Origin of the sequence: Sphaerisporangium sp. NPDC049003 (genome assembly GCF_043197795.1) — a bacterium.
Lineage (GTDB): Bacteria > Actinomycetota > Actinomycetes > Streptosporangiales > Streptosporangiaceae > Sphaerisporangium.
In genome coordinates, this window is sequence record NZ_JBICTU010000026.1 from 63,330 (window position 1) to 78,672 (window position 15,343).

The window sequence follows — 15,343 nt, forward strand, 5'->3', positions numbered from 1 at the left end:
AACGTTGTCACCAACGGCCTGGTACACGGGGGCGGGCTTACGTGGACAGCCTCCATCGAACCTTGAAGGGACCAAAGAATGCGACGACGGTGGATGTCGGCCGTCGCGGTCACCGTGGCGGGCGTTCTCTCCCTCTCCGCCTGTGGCGGTGGTGGTGGCGCGAGCGACACCGGCGGCGGGCAGACGGCGAGGAAGCAGGTCGAGGTCTTTTCCTGGTGGACGGGCCCCGGCGAGGCCGACGGCCTGAAGGCCATGCGGGAGATCTTCGAGAAGCAGAACCCCAACCTGACGTTCTTCGACGCCGCCGTCGCGGGTGGCTCGGGTGACAAGGCGCGGGCGCTGCTCTCCAGCAAGCTCCAGGCCAACCAGCCGCCGGACACCTTCCAGGGGCACGCGGGCGCCGAGCTGCAGGGTTACATCAAGGGCGGCAAGCTCGAACCGCTGAACTCCCTCTACGACGAGCTCAAGCTCAAGGACGTCTTCCCGCAGCAACTGGTCGACCAGATCACCTACGAGGGCAACGTCTACTCGGTGCCGGTGAACATCCACCGCTCCAACGTCCTGTGGTTCAACCCGGGGGTCCTGAAGCACGCGGGCGTGGACGGGGCGCCGAAGACGATCGAGGAGTTCATCACCGACCTCCAGGCCGTCAAGAAGGCCGGGAAGATCCCGCTGTCGATCGGCTCGGAGTGGACGGCCGTCCACCTGCTGGAGAGCGTGCTGCTCGGCTCCCTCGGCACCGACGCCTACAACGCGCTGTGGGTCAAGGGCGCGGACTGGTCGGGCCCCGCCGTCACCAAGGCGCTCAACGACTTCGGCACGATCATGTCGTTCACCGGCGCTCCGCAGGACGACTGGCAGCCCGCCGCCAAGCAGGTCGCCGACGGCGCCGCCGCCTTCAACATCATGGGCGACTGGGCGTACGGCTACTTTCACAACCCCCCGGACGGCGGCCTCGGCAAGACGTCCAAGCAGGACTTCGACTGGGCGGCGTCGCCGGGCACCGACGGCACCTTCCTGTGGCTGTCCGACAGCTTCACCCTCCCGAAGGGCGCTCCGAACAAGGAGGGCGCGCTCGCGTGGCTCAAGGTCGCCGCGAGCAAGGAGGGCCAGGACGCCTTCAACCCCAAGAAGGGCTCCATCCCGGCTCGCAAGGACGCAGACAAGGCCCTCTACAAGGACTACCTGGAGTGGGACCTCGGCCAGTGGGCGAACGACAAGCTGGCGGGTTCGATCCAGCACGGCGTGGTCGCCAACGACGCCTGGAAGACGGCCATCACCGAGGCGGTCGGCCTGTTCCTGCAGAGCAAGGACCCGGTCAAGCTGCAGGCGGCGCTGGTCGAGGCCGCCAAGGCCAACAATCAGTGAGCTGATCTCGTAGCGGCCCGCGCCCGCGCGTGGCGGGCGCGGGCCTTCACTGGGGGTATGTGTGTCCCGCGTCAAGAGATGGCTGCCAGGGCTGCTCCTGGTGACGCCGTCGATCATCGCGATAGCGGTCTTCGTGTACGGAATGCTCGGCTGGAACTTCAAGCTGGCCATGACCGACCAGCACGACGAGATCTCCGAGGGGAAGTTCGTGGGCCTCACGAACTTCGTCTCCATCTGGGACCAGGAGCGCTGGGGCATCTCGGTCCGGCACGCGGTCGTCTTCACGCTGGTCTTCGTGGGTGGCGCGCTGGTCCTCGGCTGGCTCCTCGCCTTCCTCATGGAGAAGGGGATCAGGGGTGAGGGCGGCTTCCGGGCCATCTACCTGTTCCCCATGGCCATCTCCTTCGTCGCGACCGGAGTCGTGTGGCGCTGGCTGATGAACAGCGGGCAGGACGCCCAGGCGGTCGGGCTGAACCGGCTCTTCGACGGGCTCGGCCTCGGGTTCCTGCAGAACGAGTGGTACCGGGGCCAGGACTGGGGGATGGCCGCGATGGCCATCCCAGCGATCTGGCAGATGTCGGGATATGTCATGGCGCTGTACCTGGCCGGGTTCCGCGGCGTACCCGAGGAGCTGCGCGAGGCCGCGCGGGTGGACGGCTGCAAGGAGTGGCAGGTCTACCGGCACATCGTCTTCCCGTCCCTGCGGCCGGTCACCCTGTCCGCGCTGATCATCCTCGGGCACATCTCGCTCAAGGTCTTCGACCTGATCGTCTCGGTGTCCGGCAAGCAGATCATTACCGACGTGCCCGCCGTCTTCATGTGGGTCGCCGTGTTCGACGCCCACGACCCGGCGAAGGGCGCGACGATCGCCGCGTACATCGTGCTGACGGTCGCCGTCTTCGTGGTGCCGTACCTGGTCTGGAACGCCCGTAGGGAGAAGCGATCATGACCACGGCCGTCGAGGCCACGCCCAGGGCCGGGCACGAGGCTTCGCCCGTCGCCCGGCAGGCGCGCTGGCCGGTCTACGTGCGGCTCGTGCTGCTGATCGGCTTCGTCCTGGTCTTCCTGATCCCCATCTACGTGCTGCTGGTCACCAGCTTCAAGCCGCTGACCGAGGCGGACCCGAGCCAGGCCTGGAGCCTGCCGAAGGTCTGGACGACCGAGGCCTGGCAGGTGGCGTGGGACAAGCTGAGGCCGGGCATCGCCAACAGCTTCCTGCTGGCGATCCCGGGGTCGATCATCTCGGCCGCGCTGGGCGCGATGAACGGGTTCGTCCTGTCCAAGTGGCGCTTCCCCGGTGCCGACCTGGTGTTCACGCTGTTCCTGTTCGGCATGTTCATCCCGTACCAGGGGGTGATGATCCCGCTCGTCCAGCTCATGGTGGACCTCGGCGTGTACGGGGGCATCCCCGGGCTGATCCTCGCCCACGTGGTCTACGGCATCCCGATCTGCACGCTGATCTTCCGCAACTACTACGTCACGATTCCCGACGAGCTGATGGAAGCGGCCCGGGTCGACGGCGCGGGGATGCTGCGGAGCTTCTGGTCGATCGTGATCCCGGTCTCCGGGCCCGCGTTCGCCGTCGTGATCATCTGGCAGTTCACCTCGATGTGGAACGACTTCCTGTTCGCGGTGTTCCTGACCGGCCCGACGTCGTGGCCGACGACCGTGATGCTCAACAACATCGCCGGCGCGCAGACCGTCCCGTACAGCCAGCAGATGGCCGCGGCGATCCTCGCCTCGATCCCGACCATGGTCGTCTACGTGCTGCTCGGACGGTTCTTCATGCGCGGCCTCATGGCGGGCGCGCTGAAGGGCTGACGCTCTTGTAGGGGCTGAGGGGCTGAGGGGCTGAGGGGCTGCCGCGCCGATCGCCGGACGACCGGTCAGCCGCCGTCGACCAGGGCGTCCCCGAGTGGCGTCCGGTGGTAGAGGACCGACCGGCCCACCCGGGTGCCGGTGATCAGCCCGGCCTCGCGCAGCGCGGCCACGTGGTCGCCGGTCCCGCCGACGCTCAGCTCCAGCAGCGCGGCGAGCTGGGTCGTGGTGGCCGGGGTCCGCAGCAGGATCGTCGCCCGCGTCTTCCCGATGAGCCGCGCGAGGCCCTTCGAGGGCCTGTCGTCCACGGCGATCCCCCGGGCGGGGTAGACGATCGCGTACGGCCACGCGTCCTCCAGGTAGACCCCCACTTTGCTCGGGTAGAAGACGCTCGGCACGAGGAGCAGCCCCCGGCCGCCGAGCCGGTGCGTCTCGCTCTCCCCTGACCCGGTCATGCGCACCTGGACATGACCTGACCCGCCGTCCGAACGCCAGCGGACCTGGGGGCTGAGGTCGTCGAGCGCCGCCGCCCACCCGTAGGTCGCGAGGCGTCCCGCGCGCCGCACGAGGTCGCGTTCGAGGATCGCGTGGAAGCGCGGCCAGTCGGGCTCGACGGTCTCCTTCCAGACGGCCTCCAGCACGTCCGCGAACACCTGGACCACGTCTGGCCGGTCGAGGACGGCCATGACCTCCGGAGGCGGTGCCTGCCTGCCGCGCAGGTTCCTGGCGATCTCGTCACGGGCCTGCGCGAGGGGCGTGGCGCGCATCGCCGTCAGCTCGTCCGCGAACGCGACGTTCACCCCGGAGGGGGGCGGGGCGATGAAGTCCGCGTTGTAGTCGCCAAGCCGGAACAGCGCCACAAGGGCCGCGAGACCGGGCATCTCCCGGAGCAGCCGTCCGTACCCCCGCCGCCTCCGCTCGGCCCACGGCCGGTGGACGCCTGCCTCCTGCATCCCCGACAGGATCCACAGGGCGTGCAGGGTTTCGATCAGCGGCGAGATGGCGAACCGGCTGGCCACGACATCCTGCGGGCTGACCTCGATGCGGATCAGCCGTGGCATGCGCTCACCTTTCGTCTATTTCCGAAAGCTTAGCCAGGCCCCCGGCTCCTCGCGCAGCATCGTCCCCGGAAGGGGGAGGTGGCCGTTGAGCGAGGGATCTGAGCGTCAGGCGAGGTTCGGTGAGGTGTTCGCCGTCCGGGAGTTCCGCGTGCTATTCGGCAGCTTCACGCTGCTGGTGGCGGGCGACACGGTGAAGATGCTCGCCTTCTCCGTGCTCGTGTACGGCCGCACGGGCTCGGCGGGACTGTCCGCGCTGGCCTATATGAGCGGTTTCCTGCCGTACGTCATCGGTGGGACCTTCCTGCTCTCGCTCGCCGACCGCCTGCGCCCCCGGCGATTGATGATCGCGGGCGAGCTCGTCCGCGCCGCCGTCTGCCTCGCCCTGGGGTTCGCGGGGCTGCCGGTCTGGGCGATGCTGCTCCTCGTCGTGGCCACCGGGGCGCTGAGCCCGGTCTTCGGGGCCGCGCGCACCGCGACGCTACCCGAACTGCTGCCGGGCGACGCGTTCGTCCTCGGCAGGTCCGTCCTGACGGTCACCTCGGCGGGGGCGCAGATCGGCGGCCTCGCGGTGGGCGGCGCCGTCCTCACGGTCGCCGGGCCGGGAGGAGCGCTGCTGATCACCGCGGCCCTGTCCGCCGCGGGCGCGCTCGTCCTGCGGCTCGGCCTGCCCGACCGCCCCGCGCGAGCGTCCCTGGTACGCGACGCCGGCCCGTCCGGAGCGCAGGCGCCGCGTGATCGCGTGTCGGCCAGGGAAGCCGTGCGGGCGAGGAACCCCGTGCGGGCGACGCTGCGGGTCAACCGGCTGCTCCTCGCCGACGGACGCGTCCGAGGGCTGCTGCTCGCGACGTGGGTGCCGATGATGTTCGTGGCCGGCGCCGAGGCCGTCGTGGTGCCCTACCTCAGCGAGCGCGGGGCGCCGTCCCAGGCCGGACTGGTCCTGGCCGCGTTCGCGGCGGGGATGGCGGTCGGGGACTTCGTCGTGGGCCGGTTCGCCGCCCCCGCGCTGCGCGAACGCCTGTCCTTCCCGCTCGCCCTGGCGGCCGGGGCGCCGATGATCGGGTTCGCCGTACGGCCCGGCCTTGCCTGGTGCCTCGCGCTCGCCGTGCTGACGGGGCTCTGCCTCGCCTACAACCTCGGCCTTCAGCGCAGGTTCGTCGACTCCGTGCCCGAGGACGTGCGCGGCCAGGCGTTCGGCCTGCTGACCTCGGGACAGATGACGAGCCAGGGGACGGGGGCCGCGCTGGCCGGGCTGCTCGCCGAGATGGTCCCCGCGCACCTCGCCATCGCACTGACCGGAGTGGGCGGCGTCCTCGGCGCCCTCGCCCTCGTACGGCATCTGCGCCCGGAACGCCACCCCACCCATCCGGAGCCTCCCCACGCGCGGCCGGATTCCTTCCAGGCGGGCGCGGCTTCCGCCCCCTAGAGCAGCGGTGGGGCGGAGCCGGACCGGGCCAAGTGGGTCACACCAGCAGCAGGGTCTTTCCGATGACCTCGCGGGACTCGATCGCGGCGTGCGCGTCGGAGGCCCGGTCGAGGGGGAAGGTCTGGCCGATGACCGGCTTGACCCGCCCCGCGGCCGCCTCCGACAGCGCGCGCTCGGCCAGCCGCTTGTGCTCGCCGGGGGCGAACTGGACGTGCTGGATTCCGCGCAGGGTGATCTCGCGCCGCCGCGCCTCTTCGGGGTCGACCGGGCTGAAGCCGCCGCTGGGCGCGCCGTGCGCGGAGAACCGGCCCCCACGCGCCGTGATCTCGAACGCGGCCAGGCCGGACTCGCCTCCGGCGCCGTCGAAGACCACGTCGGGACCCGCGCCACCGGTCGCCTCCCGCACCCGCTCGGCCCAGCCCGGTTCGGTGTAGTCGACCGCGATCTCGGCGCCCAGCTCACGGGCCAGGTCGAGCTTCCGCACACCGCGCGCGGCGGCGGCGACCCGCGCGCCGGCCGCGTGCGCGAGCTGGACGAGCAGGATCCCCATGCCGCCGGCCGCCGCCGTGACCAGCACCCACTCGCCCGGCTCGACCTCCGCGCTCTCGAACACGCCAAGGCCCGTCACCCCGTCGTGAAGCAGCCCGGCCGCCTCCGCCAGGCCCAGTCCCTCGGGCACCGGGATCAGCGCCTCCTCCGACACCACCGCCTGCTCGGCGTAGCCTCCGCCACCGCCCGTGCTCGCCACGACGCTGCGGCCGACCCAGCTTCCATCCACCCCCTCGCCGACGCTCAGCACCTGCCCGCCGACCGCGCCGCCCGGTACGTACGGCGGCTCATCGGGGAAGAAATCCCGTCCCCAGCCCATGCGGATCTGCGTCTCGACGAACAGGGTGTCGGCGACCGAGACGTCGATCACGACCTGTCCCGGCCCGGCGACCGGATCCGGCACCTCGACCGTCTCCAGAACCTCGGGCCCTCCGAAACGCGTCACCTGTGCCACCCGCATGCCACTCTCCTTGTACGACGATGACCGATCTCGTGGAGATCAGTCTTGAACCTCAACCAACGTTGAGGTCAAGTCGGCATGTCCTGACGAGCGTGCGGCGCGGAGACGACGAACCGCGCGAGCCGCGGCCGTCCGTCCGTCCGGCAGGAGGGTAGGTGGGTCCGGGAGGTCGGTTCACCTGGACCGGAGCCACTCGTCGGCCTTTCGGGGCGAGGCGAACCGTATGACCTGGAGCGGTTCGAAGCGGGGGTCGCGGGCGCGTCGCCCGATCTCCGCACGGCGGGCGGCGTGCTGGGACCACGCCCACCTCGCGGGATGCTCACGGCTGAGCCAGTCGGACCACGTTTCGACGTTCCCGCCGAAGATCCGCTCACGGCGCAGCGTCCGGAGCAACGACCGGCGCAGGATGCGAGGCATGATCACGGCTCGCGAATAGTCGAGCCAGACCACGGTGTCGGCACGCGTCCACAGCAGATCGCGGACCTCGGGGTACCCGAAGGAGTCGAAGACCCAGCCGGGGGTGGAAGCGATCTTCGCGATCTGCTGGTGAAAGTCGGGATTTGTCGCCCAGTCGGGACCGGCGAAGTGAAGGGAGTCCATCTCGTAGAACGGCAGCCGAAGCCGTGCCGACAGGGCCCGCGCCATGGTGGTCTTCCCTGCCCCGCTGATGCCCGCCACAAGAATCCGTTCCACCCGTGAAGGCTACGGAACGAGCGGCCGCGAACGCCTGACACCGAGATCGTTCTGTTCCGCTCCCTGCCCGTCGGTTCGTAGGTGATCACACTTTGACCTCGCACCAGACGGCCCGGCCGGTCCCGTCCTCGTCGACCCCCCAGCATTGGGAGAGCTCCTCGACGAGGAACAGACCGCGACCGCCCTCGCCGCAGAGGTCACCCGAGACGCGCGGCCGGGAGCCGGAACCGGCGTCCCTCACGATCACCCGGATGGCCTGATCGCATTCCAGCAGCGTGACGCTCACCGGCCCGCCGTCTCGCGAGTCCGAGTGCAGCACGGCATTGGTCGTCAACTCCGAAACCAGGAGCGTCACGTCGTCCAGGGCGGGGTGCCCCATGCCCAGCGTCCCCCGCACGAACGCCCGCACCCCCGCCACCGAGGACTCCGCCCCGACCACTTCCACGCACCCCAACAGCCTGTCCGCCGCCATTTCCACCTCGCCTTGATCGCGGTGAGGGAGTGACACCAAGGGAGCCCGAATTGCTGGGAGAGTGTCATCCGGTCCACCGAGCCTGCCTGTCCGAAGGAGCTTTCGCCTCTCCAGCTTGGCCAGACTGCGCTACTGTGTGAAGTCAATCGGTAACTCTTCGCTAGCACTATTCGAGTGTGACGCTGATGGCTACCGCGAGCTAGCCGGGATTAATCCTGCTCAGGGGAGGATCTATGCCACAGCCAGTGGAGTTGAATCCAGAGGCTTCCCCGATGGCGCTCTTCGGCTTCGAGGTGCGTAGGCATCGTCTGGCCGCAGGGATGACACAGAATCAACTGGGCAAGAGGATTCTGTTTTCCACAAGCATGGTCGGCATGGTCGAACGGGGTGAGCGCAAACCCGAGAGGATGTTCGCGGAACGCTGTGACCAGGTTCTCGGTCTCGACAAAGTGATGACGAGCCTCTGGTTGATGGTCGATCGATGGAAGGACTCCGCTCCCCGCTGGTTCCGTGAGTACCTGGACGCTGAACAGGAGGCCACGGCGATCCGCAGCTGGGATCCGCTCATGGTTCCCGGCCTGTTCCAGACCGAGCCGTATGCCCGGCACATCCTGTCAGGCGAGCCAGGAGTCGCAGCGGACCTGGTGGAACAGCGGCTCGTAACCCGTATGCAGCGAAAAGCAGTGCTCAATCGAGACAGTCCTCCTATGGTTTCCGTCGTCATCGACGAGGGAGTCCTCTACCGGTCGATTGGCGGCTCGGCGGTCATGCGGCAACAACTGGAGTACCTTCTGGAGATCGCACAAGATCCCAGGGTGACCGTCCAGGTCGTGCCATTCGCGGCGGAGTCCACCTGCGGGCTGCTGGGCGCGTTCGGAGCAGCCGAATTGCCCGGTTACCGAACTCTCATCTGGGTGGACTCGTCAGGGCAGGGCGAAGTGACAGATAATCCAGAAGTCGTTAAGCCGATTATGAGTCGCTATGACGCGATTCGCGCCGATGCTCATCCGCAGCGTGTTTCTAAAGGGATCATCGAGGAAGCGAGGGCGAAGTGGAGCTGAGCGACGCCAGATGGCGTAAGTCAAGCCGGTCGGGATCGAACGGGGCAGCCTGCGTCGAAGTGGCGACGAACCTCCCTGGGGTGGTGGGGGTCCGGGACAGCAAGGATCCGGGGGGTCCTGTGTTGGTGGTCGCGGACGGTGAATGGCGTGTCTTTCTTGGGCGGCTGAAGCAGGCGGGGAAACGGTGACGGCCACAGGGCGACGGTGCCCGGAGACCTCTTCCAGAACATGAGCCTGAAGATCATCGAGTGGGAGTCGGCCGCGTGGACCTGAGCGGAGCGATTTGGCGAAAGTCATCCAAATCGGGATCGGACGGCGGATCATGCGTGGAAGTGGCGATGAATCTCTCTGGGGTTGTCGCGGTAAGGGATAGTAAGGATTCGCCTGGGCCGGTGTTGCTGGTCGCCTCTGGGGAGTGGCGGGCGTTCGTCGGCGGGCTGAAGATCTCGGAGTAGCTGGAATCCGGCGGGACGGTGGCCGGGTGCTGTGGGACCTTCGACGTCTTATCGTTGCAGCAGGCAGGAAGGCAGCGATCACGGGTTGGAGTCGACGGTGCACATCGCCGAGTTCGAAGTCGCAGGCGTGCGCGGCTTCTCTGGTCCGCGCGCGGCGAATCTGCGGCTGACCAGGCCAGACGGCAGCCACGCGGGTTGGACCGTCCTCGCTGGGCGCAACGGCTCCGGCAAGACCACACTGCTGCGCGCCCTCGCCCTCGCCCTTGCCGGGCCTTCGGTGGCCCGGAGCCTCGTGCCGGCCTTCGACGGCTGGATCTCCCACCAGGCCACCCAAGGCACATCCCAGGTGCAGATGGTCTTCGATGCGGAGACGGACAGGCTCACGGGCCGTACGCGGCGCCGTCCGCCCGGTACCAGGCTCTCCGCGAGCCTGACCTGGAGCCGCGAGCTCATCGATGAGTCAGGGCACTACGGGACCCAGCCGACCATGCGGGCATATGGAGCCACTGCCCTTCGCGGTCCGTGGGCGGACAATCCGCAAGGGTGGTTCTTCGCCGGGTACGGGCCCTTCCGTCGTCTGGTGGGTGGCTCGTCCGACACGCAGCGACTCATGGTGAGCAGCGGCCCCGTGTCGCGCCTGGCGAGTTTGTTCCACGAGGACGCTTCCCTGGCCGAGAGCGTGAGCTGGCTCGTCGACCTGCACCTACGCCGGCTGGAGCAGCGCGAGGGAGCCGCCGACCTTCTGAACTTCGTCACCGGCCTGCTCAACGACGGACTGCTGCCGGACGGTTTCCAGATCGACCGGGTCGACAGTGAGGGACTGTGGGCCAGGAGAGGCGGGGAGCTCATCTCTCTTCGTGAGATGAGCGACGGGTACAGGACCGTCACAGCACTGGTGCTTGATCTGACCCGTCAGCTCCACCAGGTTTTCGGCACCGAAATGACCACCGCGCTCTCCGGCACGTACGTTGTCCCGCTGCCGGGAGTGGTTCTCATCGACGAGATCGACGTCCACCTGCATGTCAGCTGGCAGAAGAAGATCGGTGAGTGGCTCAAGGAGCATTTCCCGGCCATCCAGTTCATCGTGACCACACACAGCCCCTACATCTGCCAGAGTGCCGATCCCGGAGGTCTGATCCGGCTTCCCGGGGTGGACGAACATGTGCCTCCCCGCGTCGTCGACGACGACCTGTACGAGCGCGTGGTCTACGGCAGTGGAGACGACGCGCTGCTGACCGACCTGTTCGGCATGGATTCGCCCTACTCGAACCACGCCGAGGACATGCGGCGAAGGCTCACCGAGTTGGAACGGGCCGTCCTCCGGGGGACGGCTTCTCCCGCGGAAGCGCAGGAGTACGAGCGCCTGCGGGACACCCTCACCAGCTCGCTCGCCGCGCGCGTCGACGAGGTCGCCGCGAGGATCGCCTGACACCATGATCCGTGTCTATCGAGTCGTCCTCAGTGACGAGCTGAGTGCGCGGCTACGTGAGCATACGAGCAAGCTCCGCGAGGAGAACGCCGGTCTCTCCAGGGCTCGCACCATGTGGAAGAACGCCAGGGCCGTCCGGTCGGGGTTGGCGGACCACCTCGACAGCATGGCGACCGGAATCAGGCGGTGCATGTACTGCGGAGACGGCTTCGGGACCGACATCGACCACTTCGAACCCCTGGCCGATGCCCCTCTGCGCGCCTTCGACTGGCCGAACCACCTCCTCGCCTGCTCCCATTGCAACAGCCACCACAAGCGGGAGTGCTTTCCGCTCGACGAGGACGGATCGCCCCTTCTCGTGGATCCGTCGGCCGAGGACCCGTACGAACACCTTGAGCTGGCACTGAACACCGGCGTCTACCGATCGCTGACTCCCAGGGGCGCGGCGACGATCGACGTCTTCGGGTTGAACCGGGGTGCTCTGCAGCGTGGTCGTGCCGCCGCCTTCATACGAACGGTGTCGATGCTCAGGGACCGCGCACGTCTCATTCAGACTTCGGACGCCAAGGAGGAGGCGGCGGAAATAGCCGACTCCCTCCGTGAGCAGCCTTTCGCCGATGTGCTTTACGCGATGCTGTGCTACCGGAGCCTGCCGGGGGCCGAGACGGTGCTGCGGGGACGCGAGGTGGTCGAGGCGCTCGACGATCCGGCGCTTCATTTCTGGTCGTAAGGCCGCTGTTCGCTGATCAGGTGGTCGGGGGGAGTTCGCCGGAGCCTCGGGGGATGAGGTGGGTGGGAAGCTGGACGCGTTCGGCGGGGCCGTTGTCGCCGGCCAGGCGGCGGAAGAGAAGCTCGGCGGCCGTGCGGCCGAGGCCCGCGGGATCCTGCGCGATCACGGTGACGGGCGGGGTGAGAAGGTCGGCCAGCTCGAAGTCGTCGAAGCCCACGACCGCGATCCGCGACGGCGACCTGCCGCCGAGACCCCCGGTGCCGAGGGCTTCCAGGGCCCGCAGGGTCGCGACGGTGGTGCGGCCGTTGCCGGTGAACAGGGCCGTGGGCGGGTCGCCCCGCTCCATCATGCGCGCGAGGTCGGCGTGGACGCGCCTCTGGTCGGGGGCGCCCATGACGACCAGCGACCCGTCGTACGGCAGGCCGGCCGTCTCCAGGGCCTGCCGGTAGCCGCGCAGGCGCTCCCCGGCGGTGAAGATGCGGGCGCTGTCGCCGAGGAACCCGATGCGCCGGTGGCCGCAGGCGATGAGGTGCGCCACCCCCGATCGGGCGCCGCCGGCGTTGTCGCACAGCACGGTGTCGACGTCGAGCCCGGGACCGGCGGGGCGGTCGGCGAAGACGGCGCGGATGCCGGCGCTCAGCTCGGGGGCGAGGTAGCCGTGGTCCGAGCCGGCGGGCACGATGACCAGCCCGTCCACCCGGCGGGCGCAGAAGGCCAGGACCAGCTCGCGCTCACGCTCGGGATCCTCCCCCGACGAGCCGGTGAAGACCAGTGAGCCGTTGCGGATCGCGACGTCCTCGACCGCGCGGCTCAGCCCGGAGTAGAACGGGTCGGAGACGTCCTCGATGATGAGCCCGATGCTCGCCGTGCGCCCCCGGCGAAGGACACGGGCGCCGTCGTTGCGGCGGTAGCCGAGCAGCTCGATGGCCTGCCGGACCCGCGCGGCGGTCGCCGCGTTGACCCCCGGCTCGTCGTTGACCACGCGGGAGACGGTCTTGAGCGCGACCCCGGCCGTCGCGGCGACATCGTTCATCGTCGGCCGCCCGCGTCTGGTCTCTGCCACGGTCCGCATCATCCCGCATTTCAACGGGGTGTGACAACGTTGTCACCCAATCGGCCCGCCGGGCGGGGGCGGCCGTACGGCGCGGCGCCACAGAGGCGCGGCGCCACAGAGGTACGGAACCCCAGAGGACGGTGGCGGCACAGCACCACGGATTTGAGCCCAAGGTATCCGTTGTGATGGCCACCGATAGGCTCCGGGGCCTATGACCGGTTCGACCACCGACCCCGAGCCCGGACCGGGGTCCGTGCCCCGCCCCACCCCCACCAGGGCATCCGCCCCTGGAGGGCTCGGCCGGGCACGGGTGCTGCTGATAGCGGGTTTCGTGCTGGCCTCGCTGAACCTGCGGCCCGCCATCGCCGGGGTGTCGCCGCTGCTGAGCGAGATCATGGACGACCTCTCGCTGACCCCCGCGGCGGGCGGGGCGATCACCACGGTCATGGTGGTCTGCCTCGGCCTGCAGGCCCCGATCGCGCCCGCACTGGCCACGCGCCTCGGGCTCGACCGCACGCTGCTGATAGGGCTGCTCGTCCTCGCCACCGGCGTCGTCCTGCGCGGGATGGGCGGCCTGACCGCCCTGTACGCCGGGTCGGCCGTCGCCGGCACGGCTATCGCGATCATGAACGTGGTCATGCCCGGTGTGGTGAAACAGCACTTTCCCCACCGTGTCGGGCTGTTCACCGGCATCTACGTGTCGGGGCTGGTGACGGGCGCGGCCACGGCGTCGGCGGTCATGGTGCCCATCGAGGAGCGGTACGGCTGGCGCACGGCGGCCGGATCCGTCGCCGTCCTCGCGCTGGCGGCGGCCGTGCTGTGGGCGCCGCAGGCGGTGAGACGGTACCGCCGCGACCGGGACGGCGGCGGGCACAGGCCGTACGCCGTGCTGCTGCGCAGGCGCGTGACCTGGTACGTCATGGCGTTCATGGGCCTTCAGTCGCTGACCTTCTACATCATGCTCGCCTGGCTGCCGACGATCTTCCGCGACGCCGGGCTCCCCGCGGACCAGGCCGGCTACCTGCTGGCGCTCACCAACCTCGCCCAGATCGCCGCCACGCTCATGGTGCCGGTACACGCGGGTCGCGTCCCGTCGCAGGTGCCGCACATCGTGGTGGCCGCGCTGCTGACCGTCGCCGGGTACCTCGGCGTGGTGTTCGCCCCGGCGACGCTGCCGTGGCTGTGGATGATCGTGCTCGGGGTCGGCCAGGGCGCCTCGATCGCGCTCGCCCTGCTCATCATCGCCCTGCGGGCGCCCGACCCCGCCTCGGTCACCGCGTTGTCGGCGGTCGCGCAGTCGTCCGGCTACCTGCTCGCCGCCCTCGGCCCCTTCCTCATCGGGCTGCTCCACCAGCTCGCGGGCGGCTGGACGCTGCCGCTGGTGACGGGCCTGCTCATCTGCGGCGTCCAGCTGGCCTTCGGCGTCCTCGCCGGGCGCCCCGCATCCGAGCCGGTCAGGGGTTCGTGGGGGTGAGGTCCGCGCCGATCCTGACGGCGGGGTTGAGGCTGTTGTCCACGACGACCATCTCGTACGGCCACCGCCCGATCCCTTCCTTCCACTGGACCCCCACGGGCTGCTGGAGGGCGACGCCCGGAACCGGCCCCCGGGTGAAGTCGAGCACCCCCGAGATCCCCGAGTAGTTCAGTTCCTGAAGCGCGGTCGCGACCGCCTTCCTGTCACGCGGGGTGTCGACCGAGGTGAAGGCCTTCTCGGCGATCTCGAACAGCGAGTAGACCGACCCCAGGGTCTGCAGCCACTGCCTGCCGCTGGCGGACTGGTAGGACTCCGCGAGCTGCTTGGCGGTCTCCCCGTCGAGCGAGGAGGCGTAGGGCATGTACGGGCCCCACCACGAGTCGGTCGCGATGTTGCTGACCAGGCTGCCGAGCGGGACGGTGTCCGCGGGGAACAGCAGGACCTTGGCCACGGTGGCGAGCTTCGGCCGGAACCCCCGCAGGGCGGCCTGCTTCCACATGGCGGTGAAGTCGGGCGGGAGCGGGGCGTTGATGAAGATCTCGCACTGCTCGCGCTTGAACGTGGAGATCATCGAGCCGAAGGCGGTCGTCCCGTCGCGGTAGGCGCCGCCGTCGACCCAGCTGTACCCGGCGTTGTCCAGGATCGGCGGGTACGCGGCGCGGAAGGCGTTGCCGTCAGGGTCGTCCGGGAACATACCGCCCACCACCTTGTTGGTGGAGATCCTGTCCCACATCGGGACGAAGCATCCGCCGAACTGGTCGACCCCGGAGAAGAACATGGTCGTGTACGTGAACGGCTTGGGGTTTCGGGGATCGGCCTGCCGGGAGAAGTACCACGCCTCCCAGGGGACCACGGTCGAGACGCAGGGGATCCCCTGGGCCTCGCATACCGTCGCAACGGGGTTCGTCGTCTCGGGTGTGGAGCTGGCGAGGATCATGTCGGCGTGGTGCCGCGAGATCAGCTCGCGAGCGGCCTGGGACGCCCGGCCCGGGTCCGAGTGGGTGTCCTTGACCACGATCTCCACCTCGTAGGTCTTCCCGCCGACCGTGAAGCCCTTGGCGTACGCGGCGGTGGCGCGCACGCGGTCGACGACGAAGCCGTCACCGGAGGCGAAGCCGGCCAGCGGTCCCGTACGGGGGCTGACGAACCCGATCACGATCTTGTCGCCGGGCCCGGCGCCCAGGCCGTTGACCGAGCCGCACGCGGTCGCGCCGGCGGCGAGGGCTCCGAGGCCCACGCCCTTCAGGAGGGTGCGGCGGGGGAGGGACGGTCCGTTCACGAGAGACTCCTCATGAG

Annotated in this window: 16 protein-coding genes; 10 read left to right on the top strand and 6 right to left on the bottom strand. The window is 69.3% G+C overall.

Annotation, left to right across the window (positions count from 1 at the left end; genetic code table 11):
* The first annotated feature begins 78 nt into the window (after nucleotides 1-78).
* The 3 genes from ACGFIV_RS27010 to ACGFIV_RS27020 all read left to right on the top strand — a co-directional run bounded on the left by ACGFIV_RS27010 (nucleotide 79) and on the right by ACGFIV_RS27020 (nucleotide 3,189).
* Nucleotides 79-1,368: an extracellular solute-binding protein gene (locus ACGFIV_RS27010; protein WP_358548518.1), complete on the top strand. Its 1,290-nt coding sequence runs from the start codon at nucleotides 79-81 to the stop codon at nucleotides 1,366-1,368.
* A gap of 61 nt (nucleotides 1,369-1,429) precedes the next feature.
* On the top strand, nucleotides 1,430-2,317 hold the full coding sequence (locus tag ACGFIV_RS27015; protein WP_358548520.1) for a sugar ABC transporter permease: 888 nt from the start codon (nucleotides 1,430-1,432) through the stop codon (nucleotides 2,315-2,317).
* Nucleotides 2,314-3,189 carry a carbohydrate ABC transporter permease gene (locus ACGFIV_RS27020; RefSeq protein WP_392838079.1) on the top strand — a complete coding sequence of 292 codons (876 nt, stop codon included), beginning with the start codon at nucleotides 2,314-2,316 and terminating at the stop codon, nucleotides 3,187-3,189. The genes ACGFIV_RS27015 and ACGFIV_RS27020 overlap by 4 nt, the downstream gene beginning before the upstream one ends.
* 65 nt (nucleotides 3,190-3,254) lie before the next feature.
* Here ACGFIV_RS27020 and ACGFIV_RS27025 read toward each other — a convergent pair whose 3' ends face one another.
* Nucleotides 3,255-4,247 (bottom strand): DUF5937 family protein, encoded by a 993-nt coding sequence (locus ACGFIV_RS27025; protein WP_358548524.1) that lies wholly within the window; start codon nucleotides 4,245-4,247, stop codon nucleotides 3,255-3,257.
* A gap of 85 nt (nucleotides 4,248-4,332) precedes the next feature.
* On the opposite strand from ACGFIV_RS27025, the gene ACGFIV_RS27030 reads away from it, so the two are divergent.
* On the top strand, nucleotides 4,333-5,670 hold the full coding sequence (locus tag ACGFIV_RS27030) for an MFS transporter (RefSeq protein WP_392838080.1): 1,338 nt from the start codon (nucleotides 4,333-4,335) through the stop codon (nucleotides 5,668-5,670).
* A 37-nt stretch (nucleotides 5,671-5,707) separates the two neighbouring features.
* Here ACGFIV_RS27030 and ACGFIV_RS27035 read toward each other — a convergent pair whose 3' ends face one another.
* From ACGFIV_RS27035 to ACGFIV_RS27045, 3 genes are all read right to left on the bottom strand, one after another.
* Nucleotides 5,708-6,679 (bottom strand): zinc-binding dehydrogenase, encoded by a 972-nt coding sequence (locus tag ACGFIV_RS27035; protein ID WP_392838081.1) that lies wholly within the window; start codon nucleotides 6,677-6,679, stop codon nucleotides 5,708-5,710.
* A gap of 174 nt (nucleotides 6,680-6,853) precedes the next feature.
* A complete protein-coding gene (locus ACGFIV_RS27040; protein ID WP_392838082.1) occupies nucleotides 6,854-7,372 on the bottom strand; it encodes an AAA family ATPase in 519 nt (172 codons plus the stop codon).
* Between the two features lie 85 nt (nucleotides 7,373-7,457).
* Nucleotides 7,458-7,844 carry an ATP-binding protein gene (locus tag ACGFIV_RS27045; protein WP_392838083.1) on the bottom strand — a complete coding sequence of 129 codons (387 nt, stop codon included), beginning with the start codon at nucleotides 7,842-7,844 and terminating at the stop codon, nucleotides 7,458-7,460.
* 272 nt (nucleotides 7,845-8,116) lie between these two features.
* On the opposite strand from ACGFIV_RS27045, the gene ACGFIV_RS27050 reads away from it, so the two are divergent.
* The 5 genes from ACGFIV_RS27050 to ACGFIV_RS27070 all read left to right on the top strand — a co-directional run bounded on the left by ACGFIV_RS27050 (nucleotide 8,117) and on the right by ACGFIV_RS27070 (nucleotide 11,519).
* Nucleotides 8,117-8,905 (top strand): Scr1 family TA system antitoxin-like transcriptional regulator, encoded by a 789-nt coding sequence (locus ACGFIV_RS27050; protein WP_392838084.1) that lies wholly within the window; start codon nucleotides 8,117-8,119, stop codon nucleotides 8,903-8,905.
* Complete coding sequence (locus ACGFIV_RS27055; protein WP_392838085.1) at nucleotides 8,896-9,093, top strand: DUF397 domain-containing protein; 198 nt, start codon at nucleotides 8,896-8,898, stop codon at nucleotides 9,091-9,093. Before ACGFIV_RS27050 ends, ACGFIV_RS27055 begins: the two co-directional genes overlap by 10 nt.
* A 75-nt stretch (nucleotides 9,094-9,168) precedes the next feature.
* Complete coding sequence (locus ACGFIV_RS27060; RefSeq protein WP_392838086.1) at nucleotides 9,169-9,360, top strand: DUF397 domain-containing protein; 192 nt, start codon at nucleotides 9,169-9,171, stop codon at nucleotides 9,358-9,360.
* Nucleotides 9,361-9,457: 97 nt separating this feature from the next.
* The gene (locus ACGFIV_RS27065; protein ID WP_358548545.1) at nucleotides 9,458-10,789 is read left to right on the top strand and encodes an AAA family ATPase; all 1,332 of its coding nucleotides are present in this window, start codon (nucleotides 9,458-9,460) and stop codon (nucleotides 10,787-10,789) included.
* 4 nt (nucleotides 10,790-10,793) lie between these two features.
* The gene (locus ACGFIV_RS27070) at nucleotides 10,794-11,519 is read left to right on the top strand and encodes an HNH endonuclease (protein WP_358548548.1); all 726 of its coding nucleotides are present in this window, start codon (nucleotides 10,794-10,796) and stop codon (nucleotides 11,517-11,519) included.
* Between the two features lie 16 nt (nucleotides 11,520-11,535).
* On the opposite strand, the gene ACGFIV_RS27075 is transcribed toward ACGFIV_RS27070, so the two are convergent.
* Nucleotides 11,536-12,591, bottom strand: coding sequence for a LacI family DNA-binding transcriptional regulator (locus ACGFIV_RS27075; RefSeq protein WP_358548550.1), 1,056 nt, complete (start codon nucleotides 12,589-12,591; stop codon nucleotides 11,536-11,538).
* Nucleotides 12,592-12,784: 193 nt separating this feature from the next.
* Between ACGFIV_RS27075 and ACGFIV_RS27080 the strand changes: the two genes are divergently transcribed.
* Nucleotides 12,785-14,047 carry a CynX/NimT family MFS transporter gene (locus ACGFIV_RS27080; RefSeq protein WP_392838087.1) on the top strand — a complete coding sequence of 421 codons (1,263 nt, stop codon included), beginning with the start codon at nucleotides 12,785-12,787 and terminating at the stop codon, nucleotides 14,045-14,047.
* Here the strand turns inward: ACGFIV_RS27080 and ACGFIV_RS27085 are convergent.
* Nucleotides 14,028-15,326, bottom strand: coding sequence for an ABC transporter substrate-binding protein (locus tag ACGFIV_RS27085; protein WP_392838088.1), 1,299 nt, complete (start codon nucleotides 15,324-15,326; stop codon nucleotides 14,028-14,030). The genes ACGFIV_RS27080 and ACGFIV_RS27085 overlap by 20 nt on opposite strands.
* Between the last annotated feature and the right edge of the window lie 17 nt (nucleotides 15,327-15,343).

Bases quoted from the DNA above. Each gene is read 5' to 3' on its own strand.
- ACGFIV_RS27080 (WP_392838087.1), top strand. From the start codon at position 12,785: ATGACCGGTTCGACCACCGACCCCGAGCCCGGACCGGGGTCCGTGCCC.
- ACGFIV_RS27045 (WP_392838083.1), bottom strand. From the start codon at position 7,844: ATGGCGGCGGACAGGCTGTTGGGGTGCGTGGAAGTGGTCGGGGCGGAG.
- ACGFIV_RS27020 (WP_392838079.1), top strand. From the start codon at position 2,314: ATGACCACGGCCGTCGAGGCCACGCCCAGGGCCGGGCACGAGGCTTCG.
- ACGFIV_RS27035 (WP_392838081.1), bottom strand. From the start codon at position 6,679: ATGCGGGTGGCACAGGTGACGCGTTTCGGAGGGCCCGAGGTTCTGGAG.
- ACGFIV_RS27075 (WP_358548550.1), bottom strand. From the start codon at position 12,591: ATGCGGACCGTGGCAGAGACCAGACGCGGGCGGCCGACGATGAACGAT.
- ACGFIV_RS27025 (WP_358548524.1), bottom strand. From the start codon at position 4,247: ATGCCACGGCTGATCCGCATCGAGGTCAGCCCGCAGGATGTCGTGGCC.
- ACGFIV_RS27070 (WP_358548548.1), top strand. From the start codon at position 10,794: ATGATCCGTGTCTATCGAGTCGTCCTCAGTGACGAGCTGAGTGCGCGG.
- ACGFIV_RS27050 (WP_392838084.1), top strand. From the start codon at position 8,117: ATGGCGCTCTTCGGCTTCGAGGTGCGTAGGCATCGTCTGGCCGCAGGG.
- ACGFIV_RS27010 (WP_358548518.1), top strand. From the start codon at position 79: ATGCGACGACGGTGGATGTCGGCCGTCGCGGTCACCGTGGCGGGCGTT.